General features: G+C 62.2%; 9 protein-coding genes. 5 read left to right on the top strand and 4 right to left on the bottom strand.

The annotated features are described in order from the left end of the window. Positions 1 to 63: 63 nt before the first annotated feature. From guaD to xdhA, 4 genes are read right to left on the bottom strand one after another with little or no spacing between them, the layout of a single operon-like run. The gene (guaD, locus tag JFU57_RS17480) at positions 64 to 1,368 is read right to left on the bottom strand and encodes a guanine deaminase (protein ID WP_078471161.1); all 1,305 of its coding nucleotides are present in this window, start codon (positions 1,366 to 1,368) and stop codon (positions 64 to 66) included. 24 nt (positions 1,369 to 1,392) lie between these two features. After that, positions 1,393 to 2,235 (bottom strand): xanthine dehydrogenase accessory protein XdhC, encoded by an 843-nt coding sequence (xdhC, locus tag JFU57_RS17485; RefSeq protein ID WP_201130186.1) that lies wholly within the window; start codon positions 2,233 to 2,235, stop codon positions 1,393 to 1,395. 7 nt (positions 2,236 to 2,242) lie between these two features. Continuing rightward, positions 2,243 to 4,642, bottom strand: a complete 2,400-nt coding sequence (gene xdhB, locus JFU57_RS17490; RefSeq protein ID WP_078471163.1) for a xanthine dehydrogenase molybdopterin binding subunit — start codon at positions 4,640 to 4,642, stop codon at positions 2,243 to 2,245. Further along, positions 4,635 to 6,089, bottom strand: coding sequence for a xanthine dehydrogenase small subunit (xdhA, locus tag JFU57_RS17495; RefSeq protein ID WP_201130188.1), 1,455 nt, complete (start codon positions 6,087 to 6,089; stop codon positions 4,635 to 4,637). Before xdhA ends, xdhB begins: the two co-directional genes overlap by 8 nt. A gap of 369 nt (positions 6,090 to 6,458) precedes the next feature. Here xdhA and JFU57_RS17500 point away from each other — a divergent pair, with 369 nt between their 5' ends. The 5 genes from JFU57_RS17500 (at position 6,459) to JFU57_RS17520 (ending at position 15,482) form a co-directional block, all read left to right on the top strand. Continuing rightward, positions 6,459 to 7,118 (top strand): GntR family transcriptional regulator, encoded by a 660-nt coding sequence (locus JFU57_RS17500; protein ID WP_078471165.1) that lies wholly within the window; start codon positions 6,459 to 6,461, stop codon positions 7,116 to 7,118. A 2-nt stretch (positions 7,119 to 7,120) separates the two neighbouring features. Then, entirely contained in the window at positions 7,121 to 10,609 is a 3,489-nt protein-coding gene (gene smc / locus JFU57_RS17505) for a chromosome segregation protein SMC (protein ID WP_201130190.1), read from the top strand. 258 nt (positions 10,610 to 10,867) lie between these two features. Continuing rightward, on the top strand, positions 10,868 to 11,710 hold the full coding sequence (zipA, locus tag JFU57_RS17510; protein ID WP_201130192.1) for a cell division protein ZipA: 843 nt from the start codon (positions 10,868 to 10,870) through the stop codon (positions 11,708 to 11,710). 133 nt (positions 11,711 to 11,843) lie between these two features. Continuing rightward, positions 11,844 to 14,210 (top strand): NAD-dependent DNA ligase LigA, encoded by a 2,367-nt coding sequence (gene ligA, locus JFU57_RS17515; RefSeq protein ID WP_201130194.1) that lies wholly within the window; start codon positions 11,844 to 11,846, stop codon positions 14,208 to 14,210. A 105-nt stretch (positions 14,211 to 14,315) separates the two neighbouring features. Further along, complete coding sequence (locus JFU57_RS17520; protein ID WP_201130195.1) at positions 14,316 to 15,482, top strand: zinc-binding metallopeptidase family protein; 1,167 nt, start codon at positions 14,316 to 14,318, stop codon at positions 15,480 to 15,482. Positions 15,483 to 15,709: the final 227 nt, after the last annotated feature.

The raw sequence follows: 15,709 nt of genomic DNA on the forward strand, positions 1-15,709 counted from the left end.
TCTGAGCAGGCATGAAAAATCCCCCGCCCGGTTGATCCCGAACGGGGGATTTTGCGTTTGCCCCTAGCGCTGGTGGACCAACTGGCCGGCGGCGTAGGTCTGGGACACGGTGCGGTCATCGCCCAGGGTCATCAGCACGAACAGGGTTTCGGCGATGCTCCTGGCCTGCTTCAGGCGATAGCTGAGCAGCGGTGTGGCGTGGTAGTCGAGCACCAGGAAGTCGGCATCGGTGCCCGGTTGCAAGGTGCCGATCCGGTCTTCCAGGCGCAACGCCCGGGCGCCGCCGAGGGTGGCCAGGTACAGCGACTTGAAGGGGCTCAGGCGCGCGCCTTGCAGTTGCATGACCTTGTAGGCTTCGTTGAGGGTTTGCAGAAGCGAGAAGCTGGTGCCGCCACCGACGTCGGTGCCCAGGCCGACGTTGAGGTTGTGTTTTTCCGCCATCGGCAGGTTGAACAGGCCGCTGCCGAGGAAGAAGTTCGAGGTCGGGCAAAAGGCCACGGCCGAGCCGGTTTCAGCCAGGCGTGCGCATTCGTCGTCGCACAGGTGCACGCCGTGGGCGAACACCGAGCGCTCGCCGAGCAACTGGTAATGGTCGTACACGTCCAGGTAGCCCTTGCGCTCCGGAAATAGCTCCTTGACCCACTCGATCTCCTGCAGGTTTTCACTGATGTGGGTCTGCATGTAGAGGTCGGGATACTCGGTCAGCAACTGGCCGGCCAGGGTCAGTTGTTCCGGGGTGCTGGTGGGGGCGAAGCGTGGGGTCACCGCATAGTGCAGGCGGCCCTTGCCGTGCCAGCGTTCGATCAGCGTCTTGCTTTCCTGGTAACCGGATTCGGCAGTGTCGGTCAGGTAGTCCGGGGCGTTGCGGTCCATCATCACCTTGCCGGCGATCATCCGCAGGTCGAGCTTGTGCGCCGCCTCAAAGAAAGCATTCACCGACTGCGGGTGCACGCTGCCGAATACCAGGGCCGTGGTGGTGCCGTTGCGCAGCAGTTCCTTGATGAAAATATCGGCCACTTCATCGGCATGGGCCTGGTCGGCGAACTGGCTTTCGCAGGGGAAGGTGTAGGTGTTGAGCCAGTCCAGCAGTTGCTCGCCGTACGCACCGACCATGCCGGTTTGCGGCAGGTGGATATGGGTGTCGATAAAACCCGGGGTGATCAGGGCATCCTGATAGTGGTTGATTTCGATATCGGCAGGCAGGCTGGCGAGCAGTTCGCTGGCGTGGCCCAGGGCGCTGATCTGGCCGTTTTCGACCACCAGCAGACCGTCTTCGAAGTACTCGTACGAGGCTTCGATACCGACCACGGCGGGGTCGGCAATGCTGTGCAGGATGGCGGCCCGGTAGGCTTTACGTGTCAGAGGCATGGAGATTTCTCAATCAGTGGTTTTTCAGTTTGAAGCCTGGCTGCGGCGCGAAGCCGGCAGCAGTTTGGCAATGGGTTCGGCGCTGGCGCTGTGCTGGCCGAAATTGGCGTTATAGGTGGCGATGATTTCGCCGGCGATGGAGATGGCAATCTCCACCGGCAACTTGCCTTTGACCTCGCCCAGGCCCATCGGGCAGCGCATGCGTTGCAGCACGCCGCTGTCGAAACCGCGGTCGCGCAGGCGGTGTTCGAACTTGACGCGTTTGGTCTTCGAACCGATCAGGCCGAAGTAGGCAAAGTCGTTGCGCTTGAGGATCGCGGCGGTCAGTTCCAGGTCGAGCTGGTGATTATGAGTCATGACGATGCAATAGCTGCCCACCGGTAACTCGGCAATTTCGTCGACGGGCTCTTCGCTGACGATTTTGCGCACGCCGTGGGGGATCTGTTGCGGGAACTCCTGCTCCCTTGAGTCGATCCAGCGCACCCGGCATGGCAGGCTCGCCAGCAGCGGCACCAGGGCGCGGCCGACGTGGCCGGCGCCGAACACCGCGATCTGCGCCTGCACCTGGCCCATGGGCTCGAACAGCAGCACGGTAACGCCACCACAGCACTGGCCAAGGCTGGCGCCGAGGCTGAACCGCTCCAGGTGAGTGTTCTGCTGGCCGCGCAGGAGCATGTCCCGGGCGATCTGCATGGCTTTGTATTCCAGGTGGCCGCCGCCGATGGTGTCGAAGCTGTGCGCCGCGCTGATGACCATCTTCGAGCCGGCATTGCGCGGCGTGGAGCCGAGCTCTTCGATGATGGTCACCAGCACGCAGGGTTCTCCCTGGTTCTGCAGGTCGGCGAGGGCGCTGATCCAGTTGTTCATAATCACCTCAGAGCGAAGCCAGCTCGGTTTCGGGTACCAGCGCTTTTGCAGCGTTCAGTTGGCGCATCTGCTCGCAGCCCCACAACACCCGCTCCGGCGTCGCCGGGGCGTCAATCTTCGGCTGATGGCGGTAGTCGCCGAGGCTGGCCACGGCATCCTTGATCGCACACCAGGCGGCGATGCCGAGCATGAACGGTGGCTCGCCCACGGCCTTGGAATGGAACACCGTGTCTTCCGGGTTCTTGCGGTTTTCCACCAGCTTGACCCGCAGGTCCAGGGGCATGTCGGCCACGGCCGGGATCTTGTAGCTGGCAGGGCCATTGGTCATCAGCTTGCCCTTGGCGTTCCACACCAGCTCTTCCATGGTCAGCCAGCCCATGCCCTGGATAAACCCGCCCTCGACCTGGCCGATATCGATGGCCGGGTTCAGGGAGGCGCCGACGTCATGCAGGATGTCAGTGCGCAGCATTTTGTATTCGCCGGTCAGGGTGTCGACGATCACCTCGGCGCAGGCCGCGCCGAAGGCAAAGTAATAGAACGGCCGGCCGCGGGCCTGGCTGCGGTCGTAATAGATTTTCGGGGTCTTGTAGAAGCCCGTGCTCGACAACGAGACCTGATTGAAATACGCCTGCTGGATCAGGGCTTCAAAGGTCAGGATGTGGTCGCGCACCCGCACGTGGCCATTGTGGAACTCCACGTCTTCTTCGCTGACCTTGTACTGCCGCGCGGCAAACTCCACCAGGCGCTGCTTGATGATCTCGGCCGCGTTCTGCGCCGCCTTGCCGTTCAGGTCGGCACCGCTGGAGGCGGCGGTCGGCGAGGTGTTGGGCACCTTGTCAGTGTTGGTGGCGGTGATCTGCACCCGGTCCATTTCCACCTGGAACACTTCCGACACCACCTGCGCGACCTTGGTGTTCAGGCCTTGGCCCATTTCGGTGCCGCCGTGGTTCAGGTGAATGCTGCCGTCGGTGTAGATGTGGATCAGCGCGCCGGCCTGGTTGAGGAAGCTGGCGGTAAAGGAAATGCCGAATTTGACCGGGGTCAGCGCCAGGCCTTTTTTCAGGATCGGGCTGTTGGCGTTGTAGCGGCGGATCGCTTCACGGCGCTCGGCATACTGGCTGCTGGCTTCCAGGTCGGCGGTCATTTCCTCGAGCATGTTGTGCTCGACGGTCTGGTAGTAGTGGGTGACGTTGCGTTCGGTCTTGCCGTAGTAGTTCGCCTTGCGCACCGCCAGCGGGTCCAGCGCCAGGTGGCGAGCGATGGCATCCATGACTTCTTCGATGGCGACCATGCCTTGCGGGCCGCCGAAGCCCCGGTAGGCGGTGTTGGACGCGGTGTTGGTCTTGCAGCGATGGCCGTTGATGGTGGCATCGCCCAGGTAGTACGAGTTGTCGGCATGGAACATGGCGCGGTCGACAATCGACGCCGAGAGGTCCGGCGAACAGCCGCAGTTGCCAGCCAGTTCCAGCTGGATCCCGTGCAGCCGGCCGTTGCTGTCGAAGCCGACGTCGTACTCGATGTAGAACGGGTGGCGCTTGCCGGTCATCAGCATGTCTTCGACCCGCGGCAGGCGCATCTTGGTCGGCTGGCCGGTGAGGTGCGCAATCACCGCACACAGGCAGGCCGGGCTGGCGGCCTGGGTTTCCTTGCCGCCGAAACCGCCGCCCATGCGCCGCATGTCGACCACGATCTTGTTCATCGACACGTCCAGCACTTCGGCCACTAGCTTCTGCACTTCGGTGGGGTTTTGCGTGGAGCAGTAGACGATCATCCCGCCGTCTTCGGTGGGCATCACCGAGGAAATCTGGGTCTCGAGGTAGAAATGCTCCTGGCCGCCGATGTGCAGCGAACCCTGGATCCGATGTTCGGCGGTTGCCAGCGCGTTGGCCGAGTCGCCGCGCTGGTGGGTGTGGCTGTCGAGCACGAAGTGGCGCTTGCGCAGGGCCTCGACCACGTCCAGCACCGGTTCCAGGTCCTGGTATTCGATGATCGCGGCCATAGCGGCCTGGCGTGCGGTGTCCAGGTCCCTGGCGGCGACGGCCAGCACCGGCTGGCCGACGAACTGCACATCATCGATGGCCAGCAGCGGATCGCCCGGGAGCAACGGGCCGATGTCCTTGAGCCCGGGAATGTCCTGATGGGTGATGACAATACGTACACCGGCAAAGGCATAGCAGGGAGCGGTGTCGATGCTGAGGATTTTCGCGTGGGCGCGGTCCGAGAGCCGGGCGTACACATGCAGTTGGTTGGGAAACTCCAGCCGGTCGTCGATGTACTGCGCTTCGCCGGACACGTGCTTGTCGGCGCTGTCGTGCTTGACGCTGCGCCCGACGCCGGTGGTGAGGTCCTGCTGGAACAGGGCGGCGAGTTCGGCTTGGGTCTTCTCGACCTTGTGATGATTAGACATAAGCGGTCACCCGAGTCTCGATGTGCGGTGTTTGCAGCTCGATAAAGTATTTGCGCAGCAGGTTCTGGGCGCTGAGCAGGCGGTATTCCTTGCTGGCGCGAAAGTCCGAGAGCGGGGTGAAGTCTTCGGCCAGGGCCGCGCAGGCGCGCTCCACGGTGTGATTGTTCCAGGGTGCGCCGCGCAGCACGGCTTCGCAGTGCTTGGCGCGTTTGGGGATGGCGGCCATGCCGCCGAAGGCCACGCGGGCGTCGACCACCGTGCCGTTTTCCAGGCGCAGGTTGAAGGCCGCGCAGACCGCGGAAATATCGTCATCCAGGCGCTTGGAGACCTTATATGCGCGAAACAGCTGCTCGGCGCTGGCGCGGGGCACGATGATCTTCTCGATGAACTCGCTTTCCTGGCGCGCGGTCACCCGGTAATCGATGAAATAGTCTTCCAGGGCCAGGGTGCGGCGGGTGTTGCCTTTGCACAGCACGATCTGCGCACCGAGGGCGATCAGCAGTGGCGGCGAGTCACCAATGGGCGAGGCGTTGCCGATGTTGCCGCCCAGGGTGCCCTGGTTGCGGATCTGCAGGGACGCGAAGCGCTGCAGCAGTTCGCCGAAGTCCGGGTACTCGGCGTTCAGCGCCTCGTAGCAGTCGGTGAGGGCGGTGGCGGCGCCGATTTCCAGGCGGTCGTCGAAACGTTCGATGCGCTTCATTTCTGCGACGTTGCCGACATAGATCATCACCGGCAGGGTGCGGTGGAACTGGGTGACCTCCAGCGCCAGGTCGGTGCCTCCGGCCAGCAACCGGGCCTGGGGGTAGGCGTCATAGAGGTCGGCCAGATCGGCGACGGTCAGCGGCACCAGGCAGCGTTTGTCGCCACTGTTGAGTTCGCCGGTGTCACTGGGGGCAATGGCCTTGAGGCGGGCGATGGTCTCGCTTTCGCGAGCGTCGAACTGGTCCGGCTGCTCGCCGCAGCAGGCTTGCGCGGCAGCGGCCAGAATCGGCCGATAACCGGTGCAGCGGCACAGGTTGCCGGCCAGGGCTTCGTGGGCCTTGTGGGCGTCTGGCTGGTCGCTGTTCTTTTGCAGGGCAAACAGCGACATGACAAAGCCCGGGGTACAGAAGCCACACTGCGAGCCATGGCACTCGACCATGGCCTTCTGCACGCTGTGCAACTGGCCTTGATGCTTGAGGTCTTCAACGCTGATCAATTGTTTGCCATGCAGCGACGAGACAAAGGTCAGGCACGAGTTGAGGCTGCGATAGCGGATTCGCTCGACGCCTGTGGCGTCCGTCTGCAATTCGCCGACCACCACGGTGCAGGCGCCGCAGTCGCCACTGGCGCAGCCTTCTTTGGTGCCGGGTTTACCCAAGTGTTCGCGCAGGTAATTGAGCACGGTCAGGTTCGGGTCCAGGACGTGCTCACTGCACAGCTCCTGGTTAAGTAAAAACTGGATCACGGAAGGCCTCGCAGACTCATTATTGTTGTTAATCGCTGTGGGCCGAATTTAGTCAGATCTGACTTTTCGGTCAATGAATTTCTGACCTGTGGGTCAGGAATTTTAAGCGATCAACAATTCAAGTATGGCCAAGATCCCCGAGGCCGCCTTGCAGAGCGGTCAGCGCTGCTCAAAGGCGCGCTGTGCGTGCGCTTGCCATCAATCCTTCGCAGTGGCTCGCGGCATCAGGCAATCGCCCCGATCGGGGTGGCTTGAATGAGTAAATGTGCTTATTTCATGCCAATTGTGCTGTTTGGGCACTCCGCCATGACGTGTCAATTGCGCTACACTGCGCCGCCTGTACTGATCGAAGATTTTTGAAGGAAAACCATGACGTTCAAGGCGCCGGACAGCCTCGCCGAGCAAATTGCTCACCACCTCGCCGAACGTATCATTCGCGGCGATCTCAAGCCTGGGGAGCGCATTCAGGAGCAGAAGGTCACGCTGGCACTCAATGTCAGTCGCGGTTCGGTCCGCGAAGCCTTGCTGATCCTCGAACGTCGTCACCTGATCGCGATCCTGCCGCGACGTGGGGCCCATGTCACCGAACTCACCGCGCACAAGGTGCAGAGCCTGTGCACCCTGATGAGCGAGTTGTACATCCTGCTCGGCAACTCGGTGGCCAGCGGCTGGACGGTCCAGGTTGACATGGCGCCGTTCCTGCAGATCCAGCAGCGCCTGATCGCCGCCTACGAGCGCCAGGACATCCGCACCTTCGTTGAAGAAAGCTTCAATGTGATGCGCGCGGCCTATCCCTTTGCCAATAACCCGTACCTGCAGGAAACCGTCGAGAACCTGCAGCCGGCCATGAGCCGTGCCTACTTCCTGGCGCTGGAGCAGCGCAAGGCGGAAATGAGCGAGTTCCTGGCGTTGTTCGAGCAGTTGCTGGCGGCGGTGATGGCCCGTGACCTGCCGCAAATCCGCCTGGTGCTGACCGCCTACGCCCAGCGCAGTTGCGACCTGGTGATTTCTGCGTTGACGGTCGCCTAAACGTGCGGCTCAAGTGCATCAAGCTGGCCGGGTTCAAGTCCTTCGTCGACCCGACGACCGTCAACTTCCCCAGTAACATGGCGGCGGTAGTCGGGCCCAATGGCTGCGGCAAGTCGAACATCATCGACGCCGTACGCTGGGTGATGGGCGAAAGCTCGGCCAAGAATTTGCGCGGCGAGTCGATGACCGACGTCATCTTCAACGGCTCCACCAGCCGTAAACCGGTGAGCCAGGCGAGTATCGAGCTGGTGTTCGACAACTCCGACGGCACCCTGGTCGGCGAGTACGCGGCCTATGCGGAAATCTCCATTCGTCGCAAAGTGACCCGCGACAGCCAGAACAGCTATTTCCTCAACGGCACCAAATGCCGGCGCCGTGACATCACCGATATTTTCCTCGGCACCGGCCTGGGGCCGCGCAGCTACTCGATCATCGAGCAGGGCATGATCTCCAAGCTGATCGAAGCCAAGCCCGAGGACCTGCGCAACTTTATCGAAGAAGCGGCCGGCATCTCCAAGTACAAGGAGCGCCGGCGCGAGACCGAGAATCGCATCCGCCGCACCCACGAAAACCTGGCGCGCCTGACCGACCTGCGCGAAGAGCTCGAACGCCAGCTCGAACGCTTGCATCGCCAGGCCCAGGCGGCGGAAAAGTACCAGGAATACAAGGGTGAGGAGCGTCAGCTCAAGGCCCAGCTTTCGGCGTTGCGCTGGCAGGCCTTGCATGAGCAGGTGGCCCAGCGCGAGTCGATCATCGGCAACCAGGAAATCAGCTTCGAAGCCCTGGTGGCGGAACAGCGCAATGCCGATGCGGCCATCGAACGCCTGCGCGACGGGCACCATGATCTGTCCGAGCGCTTCAATCTGGTGCAGGGGCGCTTCTATTCGGTCGGCGGCGATATCGCCCGGGTCGAGCAGAGCATCCAGCATGGTCAGCAGCGGCTGCGCCAGTTGCAGGATGATTTGCGCGAGGCCGAGCGTGCGCGCCTGGAAACCGAATCGCACCTGGGCCATGACCGCACCTTGCTCGCGACGTTGGGCGAAGAGCTGGACATGCTCGAGCCCGAGCAGGAAGTCACCAGCGCCGCCGCCGAAGAAGCCGCCGCAGCCCTGGAAGACGCCGAAACCACCATGCACGGCTGGCAAGAACAGTGGGACAACTTCAACCTGAGCTCTGCCGAGCCGCAGCGCCAGGCCGAAGTTCAGCAATCGCGTATCCAGCAGCTCGAAGGCAGCATGGAGCGCCTGGCCGAACGGCAGCGGCGTCTGGTCGAGGAGCGGGCATTGCTCGCCGCCGACCCGGAAGACGCTGCGATCCTCGAATTGAATGAAGAACTCGCCGCCAGCGAGGCGACCCTGGAAGACCTGCAGGCCAGCGAAGAGTCCCAGGTCGAGCGCCTGGAGCAGTTACGCCAGGAGTTGCAGCAAGCGACCCAGGCCCAGCAGCAGGCCCAGGGTGAATTGCAGCGTCTCAACGGTCGTCTGGCTTCTCTGGAGGCGCTGCAACAGGCCGCCCTGGATCCGGGCACCGGCACCGCACAATGGCTGCGCGAGCAAAACCTGGCCGAGCGCCCGCGCCTGGCCGAGGGCCTGAAGGTCGACCCGGGTTGGGAGCTGGCGGTGGAAACCGTGCTGGGCGCTGACCTGCAAGCGGTGCTGGTGGATGACTTTGCCGGCTTCGATCTGGCGGGCTTTCATCAGGGCGATCTGCGCCTGCTGCAACTGGCGGGCGATGGTGTGCGGATTGCCGGCAGTCTGCTGGACAAGGTGGAGGCACAGGTCGATCTGTCGCCCTGGTTGGGGCAGGTGAAGCCGGTGGAAAGCCTGGAGCAGGCCCTGGCCTTGCGTGGCCAGCTGGCAGCCGGCGAAAGCCTGATCAGTCGCGATGGCTTCTGGGTTGGGCGGCACTTTTTACGGGTGCGCCGGGCCAGCGAAGCGGAAAGCGGGATGCTCGCGCGCAACCAGGAAATTCAGCAGTTGGGCCTTGAGCGCGATGAGCGTGAAGCCGCGGTCGAGGCCCTGGAAAGCCAGTTATTGAACTTGCGGGCCCAGCAACGCCAGCAGGAAAACGGCCGCGAGCACCTGCGCCGTTTGCTGCAGGACGAAGCCCGCCAGCAGGGCGAGTTGAAAGCCAAGCTCTCCGCCGGCAAGGCCAAGGTCGAACAGTTGGCCCTGCGCCGCACCCGCCTCGACGAGGAAGTGAGCGAGCTGGGCGAGCAGCGCGCCCTGGAGCACGAACAAGTGGGCGAGGCCCGCCTGCAATTGCAGGAAGCCCTCGACAGCATGGCCCTGGATACCGAGCAGCGTGAACTGCTGCTGGCCCAGCGTGACAGCTTGCGCGAGCGCCTCGATCGGGTGCGCCAGGAGGCCCGTCAACACAAAGATCACGCCCATCAACTGGCAGTGCGCCTGGGCTCGCTCAAGGCCCAGCACGACTCCACGCGCCAGGCGTTGGAGCGCCTGGAGCTGCAATCCGAGCGCCTCACCGAAAAGCGCGAGCAACTGAGCCTCAACCTGGAAGAGGGCGAAGCGCCACTGGAAGAGCTGCGCCTGAAACTCGAAGAGTTGCTGGAAAAGCGCATGACGGTGGACGTCGAGCTCAAGACCGCGCAGATCGCCCTGGAAGACGCCGATCGCGAGCTGCGTGACGCCGAGAAGCGCCGCACCCAGGCCGAACAGCAATCCCAGTTGATCCGCGGGCAGCTCGAACAGCAGCGCATGGAATGGCAAGCCCTGACCGTGCGCCGCAAGACACTGCAGGATCAGTTGCTGGAAGATGGCTACGACCTGCAAGGCGTGTTGGCCACCCTGACCGGTGAGGCCAACGAGAAAGACGCCGAAGAAGAACTTGAACGCATTGCCGCGCGGATCCAGCGCCTGGGCGCCATCAACCTCGCGGCCATTGATGAATACCAGCAACAGTCCGAGCGTAAACGTTATCTGGATGCCCAGAACGCCGATCTGGTGGAAGCGCTCGACACTCTGGAAAACGTGATTCGCAAGATCGACAAAGAAACCCGTAACCGCTTCAAAGATACCTTTGATCAGATTAACTCGGGTTTACAGGCACTCTTTCCAAAAGTTTTCGGCGGTGGCAGCGCATATTTGGAACTGACGGGCGAAGATCTACTCGATACAGGGGTAACGATCATGGCGCGTCCGCCGGGCAAGAAGAACAGCACCATTCATTTGCTCTCCGGTGGTGAAAAGGCGTTGACCGCATTGGCCCTCGTATTTGCCATCTTCAAGTTGAATCCGGCGCCGTTCTGCATGCTCGACGAAGTTGACGCGCCGCTGGATGACGCTAACGTTGGACGCTATGCACGCTTGGTCAAGGAGATGTCGCAGACGGTGCAGTTCATCTATATCACCCACAATAAGATCGCCATGGAAATGGCCGATCAATTAATGGGGGTAACGATGCACGAGCCCGGTTGTTCGCGCCTGGTAGCAGTGGATGTCGAGGAGGCGATGGCGATGGTGGACGCCTGAGTCGTGATTGACCCGGGCAGTTGGGGCGGCAAGTAACAGCGTTTTAGCCACTCATACTGCTGGCCAATCAACATAATGGCGCTAGCCATTGCGACAGACGGTGTAAAGTTATCTTTGGTCGTGCTAGTTTAATGTCAATTTTTCGTATGCGTGGGCAAAACGCCATTCAGAACATAGAGTTGGCGCCACGTTTTAAAGCGGTTTGCAGTTTGCTAAACCCCTTATTTTTCAGCATTTTTTATAGAGGCACGGGATTACATGGAAATCGGTCTGCGCGAGTGGCTGATCGTCATCGGCATTATTGTCATTGCCGGTATTCTTTTCGATGGCTGGCGCCGTATGCGCGGCGGCAAGGGAAAGTTGAAGTTCCGTCTGGATCGAAGCCTGTCCAACCTGCCGGACGAGGACACCAGTGTCGAACTGTTGGGCCCGCCACGGGTGCTGGATACCCATAAGGAACCGCAACTCGACGAGCATGACTTGCCGTCGGTGAGCATGCCTGCCCGTGAGCCCCGCGAGTCGGGTTCCAAGCGCGGCAAGCGTGGCAACGAGCCGCATCAGGGTGACCTCAACCTGGACCTGGACAGCGGTCCGAGCTTCAGCAGCCGTGACGATGATTTCCCGGACGAAAACAAAGTTTCCAGCCACGTCGACAAGGACCAGCCGCAGGCCGAAGAAGTACTGGTGATCAGCGTGATCTGCCGCGACTCCGTGGGCTTCAAGGGGCCGGCCCTGTTGCAGAACATTCTGGAAAGTGGCCTGCGCTTTGGCGAGATGGATATTTTCCACCGCCACGAAAGCATGGCCGGTAACGGCGAAGTACTGTTCTCCATGGCCAACGCGGTCAAGCCAGGTGTATTCGATCTCGACGATATCGACCACTTCAGTACGCCGGCCGTGAGTTTCTTCCTCGGTTTGCCAGGCCCGCGTCACCCGAAGCAAGCTTTCGACGTGATGGTGGCGGCGGCGCGCAAGCTGTCCCAGGAACTCAATGGCGAACTCAAGGACGACCAGCGCAGCGTGCTGACCGCCCAGACGATCGAACACTACCGTCAACGCATCGTCGAATTCGAACGTCGCGCCCTGACTCAAAAGCGCTAAGCGCTTGCTCGCCGGCCTGCCGGTTGCCGCCGATCGATCAGGATCGCGCAGGCACCGGTCGGCTGGCGATGCTTCTGGAACCATCTTCAGATCGAGCAGCCTAGGCTGCTCTTTTGCTTTGTGAGAGAACATCATGACCGCCGCCGAAACCCGCATTCTTGAGCTGCGCGCTGAGCTGGATCAGCACAACTACCGTTACCACGTACTCGACGAGCCGAGCATCCCGGACGCTGAGTACGATCGGTTGTTCCACGAGCTCAAGGCCCTGGAAGCCGAGCATCCTGAACTGGTGACCAGCGATTCACCGACCCAGCGTGTCGGCAGCGCGGCGCTCTCGGCGTTCACCCAGGTGCGCCATGAAATCCCCATGCTCAGCCTCGGCAACGCCTTCGAAGAAGTCGACATGCGCGAGTTCGATCGTCGGGTCACCGAGGGCCTGGATCTGCCGGTAGGCGATCTGTTCGGCGCCGGGGCGGCGGTTGAGTACAGCTGTGAGCCCAAACTCGATGGCCTGGCGGTCAGCCTGCTGTATCAGGATGGCGTGCTGGTACGCGGCGCGACACGCGGCGACGGCACCACCGGCGAAGACATCAGCGTCAATGTGCGCACGGTGCGCAATATCCCGCTCAAGTTGCAGGGCAGTGGCTGGCCGCCGACCCTGGAGGTGCGCGGTGAGGTCTTTATGTCCAAGGCCGGCTTCGAGCGCCTGAATGCCACGCAGTTGGAAATCGGCGGCAAGACCTTCGCCAACCCGCGTAACGCGGCGGCAGGCAGCTTGCGTCAGCTGGACTCGAAAATCACCGCCAGCCGCCCGCTGGAGTTCTGCTGCTACGGTATCGGCCAGGTCACGGCCGACATTGCCGACAGCCATATCGGCAACCTGCAGCAACTGAAGCAGTGGGGCATGCCGATCAGCCGCGAACTGAAACTGGCCAAGGGCATCGACGAGTGCCTGGACTACTACCGCGATATCGGCGAGCGCCGCAACGCGTTGCCCTATGAGATCGATGGCGTGGTGTTCAAGGTCAACAGCATTGCCGCGCAGCGCGAGTTGGGTTTCCGAGCCCGCGAGCCGCGCTGGGCGATTGCCCATAAATTCCCGGCCATGGAGGAGCTCACTGAACTGCTCGACGTGGAATTCCAGGTCGGCCGTACCGGGGCAGTAACGCCGGTTGCGCGTTTGAAGCCGGTCAAGGTCGCCGGAGTCACCGTGTCCAACGCCACCTTGCACAACATGGACGAAGTGGCACGCCTGGGGCTGATGATCGGCGATACCGTGATCATTCGTCGGGCAGGCGATGTGATTCCGCAGGTGGTGCAAGTGGTCACCGAGCGTCGGCCGGAAAACGCGCGGCCGGTGCAGATTCCCGAGAACTGTCCGGTGTGCGGCTCCCATGTCGAGCGCACCCAGTTGGTCAAGCGCAGCAAGGGGCGCGAGACCGTCAGCGAAGGCGCGGTGTATCGCTGTGTCGGGCGCCTGGCCTGTGGTGCCCAGTTGAAGCAGGCGATCATTCACTTTGTTTCGCGACGGGCCATGGACATCGAGGGCCTGGGGGACAAGACCATCGAGCAACTGGTGGACGAGAAGCTCATTGGCTCGCCGGCTGACCTGTACAAGCTCAAGTACGACCAGATCATCGGCCTTGAAGGCTTTGCCGAGGTGTCCAGCAACAAGCTGCTCAAGGCCATCGAAGACAGCAAGACCCCAACCCTGGCGCGTTTTATCTATGCCTTGGGGATCCCGGACGTGGGCGAGGAGACGGCCAAGGTCCTGGCGCGGTCCCTGGCGTCTTTGGAGCGGGTCCAGCAGGCCTTGCCCGAAGTATTGACCTACCTGCCGGACGTTGGCCTGGAAGTGGCTCACGAGATTCACAGCTTCTTTGAAGACAGTCACAACCAGGAGGTGATCGGCGCCTTGCTGGACCCGCAACAGTGCGGGCTGGTGCTGCAGGATCAGGGCGAGCTGGGCGCCGACTTTGCCGCCAGCACCACCCTGGAAGGCATGCTCGACAAGCTGCATATTCCCTCGGTGGGGCCGGGCGCGGCGCAGAAACTGGCCGACAAGTTCGGCACCTTGCAGGCGGTGGTGGCGGCTGACTGGCTCGATATGCGCCAGGCCCTGCCGGAGAAGCAGGCCAAAGCGGTGCGCGACTTCTTCGATATCGAGAGCAACGCTCAGCGGGCACTGGCCATCGAGGCGCAGTTAAAGGCGTTCGGCATGCATTGGCAGAGCGAGAAAAGGGTCGTCGAAGGCTTGCCGCTGGCGGGCCAGACCTGGGTGTTGACCGGCTCCCTGGAGTTGATGAGCCGCGACGTGGCCAAGGACAAGCTGGAAAGCCTGGGCGCCAAGGTGGCCGGATCCGTGTCGGCGAAAACCTACTGTGTGGTGGCGGGCCCCGGCGCCGGTTCGAAACTGGCCAAGGCCAATGAACTGGGGCTGAAAGTGTTGGACGAAGAAGCGTTCGTCAGCTTTCTTTCCGGGCACGGCATCACGGTCTGATCGGCGGCGAGCAATCGCGACCACCTGCCGATTAATCGAACGAATCTTGGAACCCCTGAAGCTTGCCCATGATCTAGTCTTGGCAAGCCTCAGGGAGGGATCGTCATGTACCGTTTTTTCGAGCAGCTCAGTTCTCGTATCGCCGCGCCATTCATGGCCGGGCAGAGTCGCAACAGCAAAGTCTGGCAGTGCCGCTGCGGGCAATCGCTGTTCTTTCGCAACAGCCAGTGCCTGGCCTGTTCCGCCGCCCTGGGTTACCAGCCGGAGCAGAGCCGCCTGACGTCCTTGCAGCCTGGTTTTGAGGTCGATACCTGGACGCTCGATGCCGACCCGCCGGCGGGGTTGTTTCGTCGTTGCGCCAACCTTGATACCCCGGCGGCCTGCAACTGGTTGCTGCCGGCTTATGGCGCGGGCACCCTGTGCATTGCCTGCAGCCTCAATCGGACCATTCCTGACCTGTCGGTAGCCGAGAACCCCGAGCGGTGGCGCAAGGTGGAGATCGCCAAGCGGCGTCTGGTCGCGCAGTTGGTCAGCCTGGGTCTGCAGGTCATCCCGAAAACCCAGGATGAGGACTGCGGCCTGGCGTTCGATTTCGTCGGTGTCGACCTTGAAGGCAAGGCTCCCACCACCGGCCATGCCAACGGCCTGATCACCCTGGACATCAAAGAGGCCGACGATGCGCACCGGGAGAAGGTTCGGGTGCAGATGCGCGAGCCGTACCGGACCTTGCTCGGGCATTTTCGCCACGAGGTGGGGCATTACTACTGGGACCGCCTGATCGCCAACAGCCATTGGCTGGAGCCGTTTCGCGGCGTGTTTGGCGACGAGCGGGCCAGTTATGCCGAGGCGCTGGAGCGTCACTATCAACAAGGTGCGCCGCTGGACTGGCAGCAGAACTGCGTCAGTGCCTACGCCACCATGCACCCTTGGGAGGATTGGGCGGAAACCTGGGCCCATTACCTGCACATGATGGACGCGGTCGACACCGCCCTCGGTTTTGGCATGAGTGCGCGGGAGATGGATTTCGATTACCAGCCGTTTCCCTTGAGCACCTTGTATGACCCCGAACACCCGGGCGGGCCGGCCTTCCTCTCGTTCGTCAACGCCTGGATCGAGTTGGCCGGCATGCTCAATGAGTTGTCGCGCAGCATGGGCCAGCCGGACTTCTACCCCTTCGTCCTGCCGCCGGCGGTGATTGCCAAGCTGCACTTCATTCACCTAGTCATCCAGCAGGAAGGCGGCAAGGCCGACGACGTCCTGGCCCTGGACTAACTCCGCTGCTGAAGGCCGGGTGGGGCAGCCCAGCCTTCCAGGCTCCCCGACCAGCCTCATGCCGTATCAGCAACCCGTCCCCGGGATTCGGCGAAACACCCTGCCACAACGCCCGCCCGCAGCGTGCCTGCTCCTGCGACAAGTGCTTGAAGCTCATCATATTTTTTAATCTGCATGCAGCGGTTGTAACTTCGACTCAGATAGGTACAATGGCGCGGCTCGCCGTC

Source organism: Pseudomonas sp. TH07 (assembly GCF_016651285.1).
Taxonomy (GTDB): Bacteria; Pseudomonadota; Gammaproteobacteria; order Pseudomonadales; family Pseudomonadaceae; genus Aquipseudomonas.

Excerpts from the sequence above, each read along its gene's own strand:
- guaD (WP_078471161.1), bottom strand. The coding sequence starts at position 1,368 with ATGCCTCTGACACGTAAAGCCTACCGGGCCGCCATCCTGCACAGCATT.
- xdhC (WP_201130186.1), bottom strand. The coding sequence starts at position 2,235 with ATGAACAACTGGATCAGCGCCCTCGCCGACCTGCAGAACCAGGGAGAA.
- xdhB (WP_078471163.1), bottom strand. The coding sequence starts at position 4,642 with ATGTCTAATCATCACAAGGTCGAGAAGACCCAAGCCGAACTCGCCGCC.
- JFU57_RS17500 (WP_078471165.1), top strand. The coding sequence starts at position 6,459 with ATGACGTTCAAGGCGCCGGACAGCCTCGCCGAGCAAATTGCTCACCAC.
- zipA (WP_201130192.1), top strand. The coding sequence starts at position 10,868 with ATGGAAATCGGTCTGCGCGAGTGGCTGATCGTCATCGGCATTATTGTC.
- ligA (WP_201130194.1), top strand. The coding sequence starts at position 11,844 with ATGACCGCCGCCGAAACCCGCATTCTTGAGCTGCGCGCTGAGCTGGAT.
- JFU57_RS17520 (WP_201130195.1), top strand. The coding sequence starts at position 14,316 with ATGTACCGTTTTTTCGAGCAGCTCAGTTCTCGTATCGCCGCGCCATTC.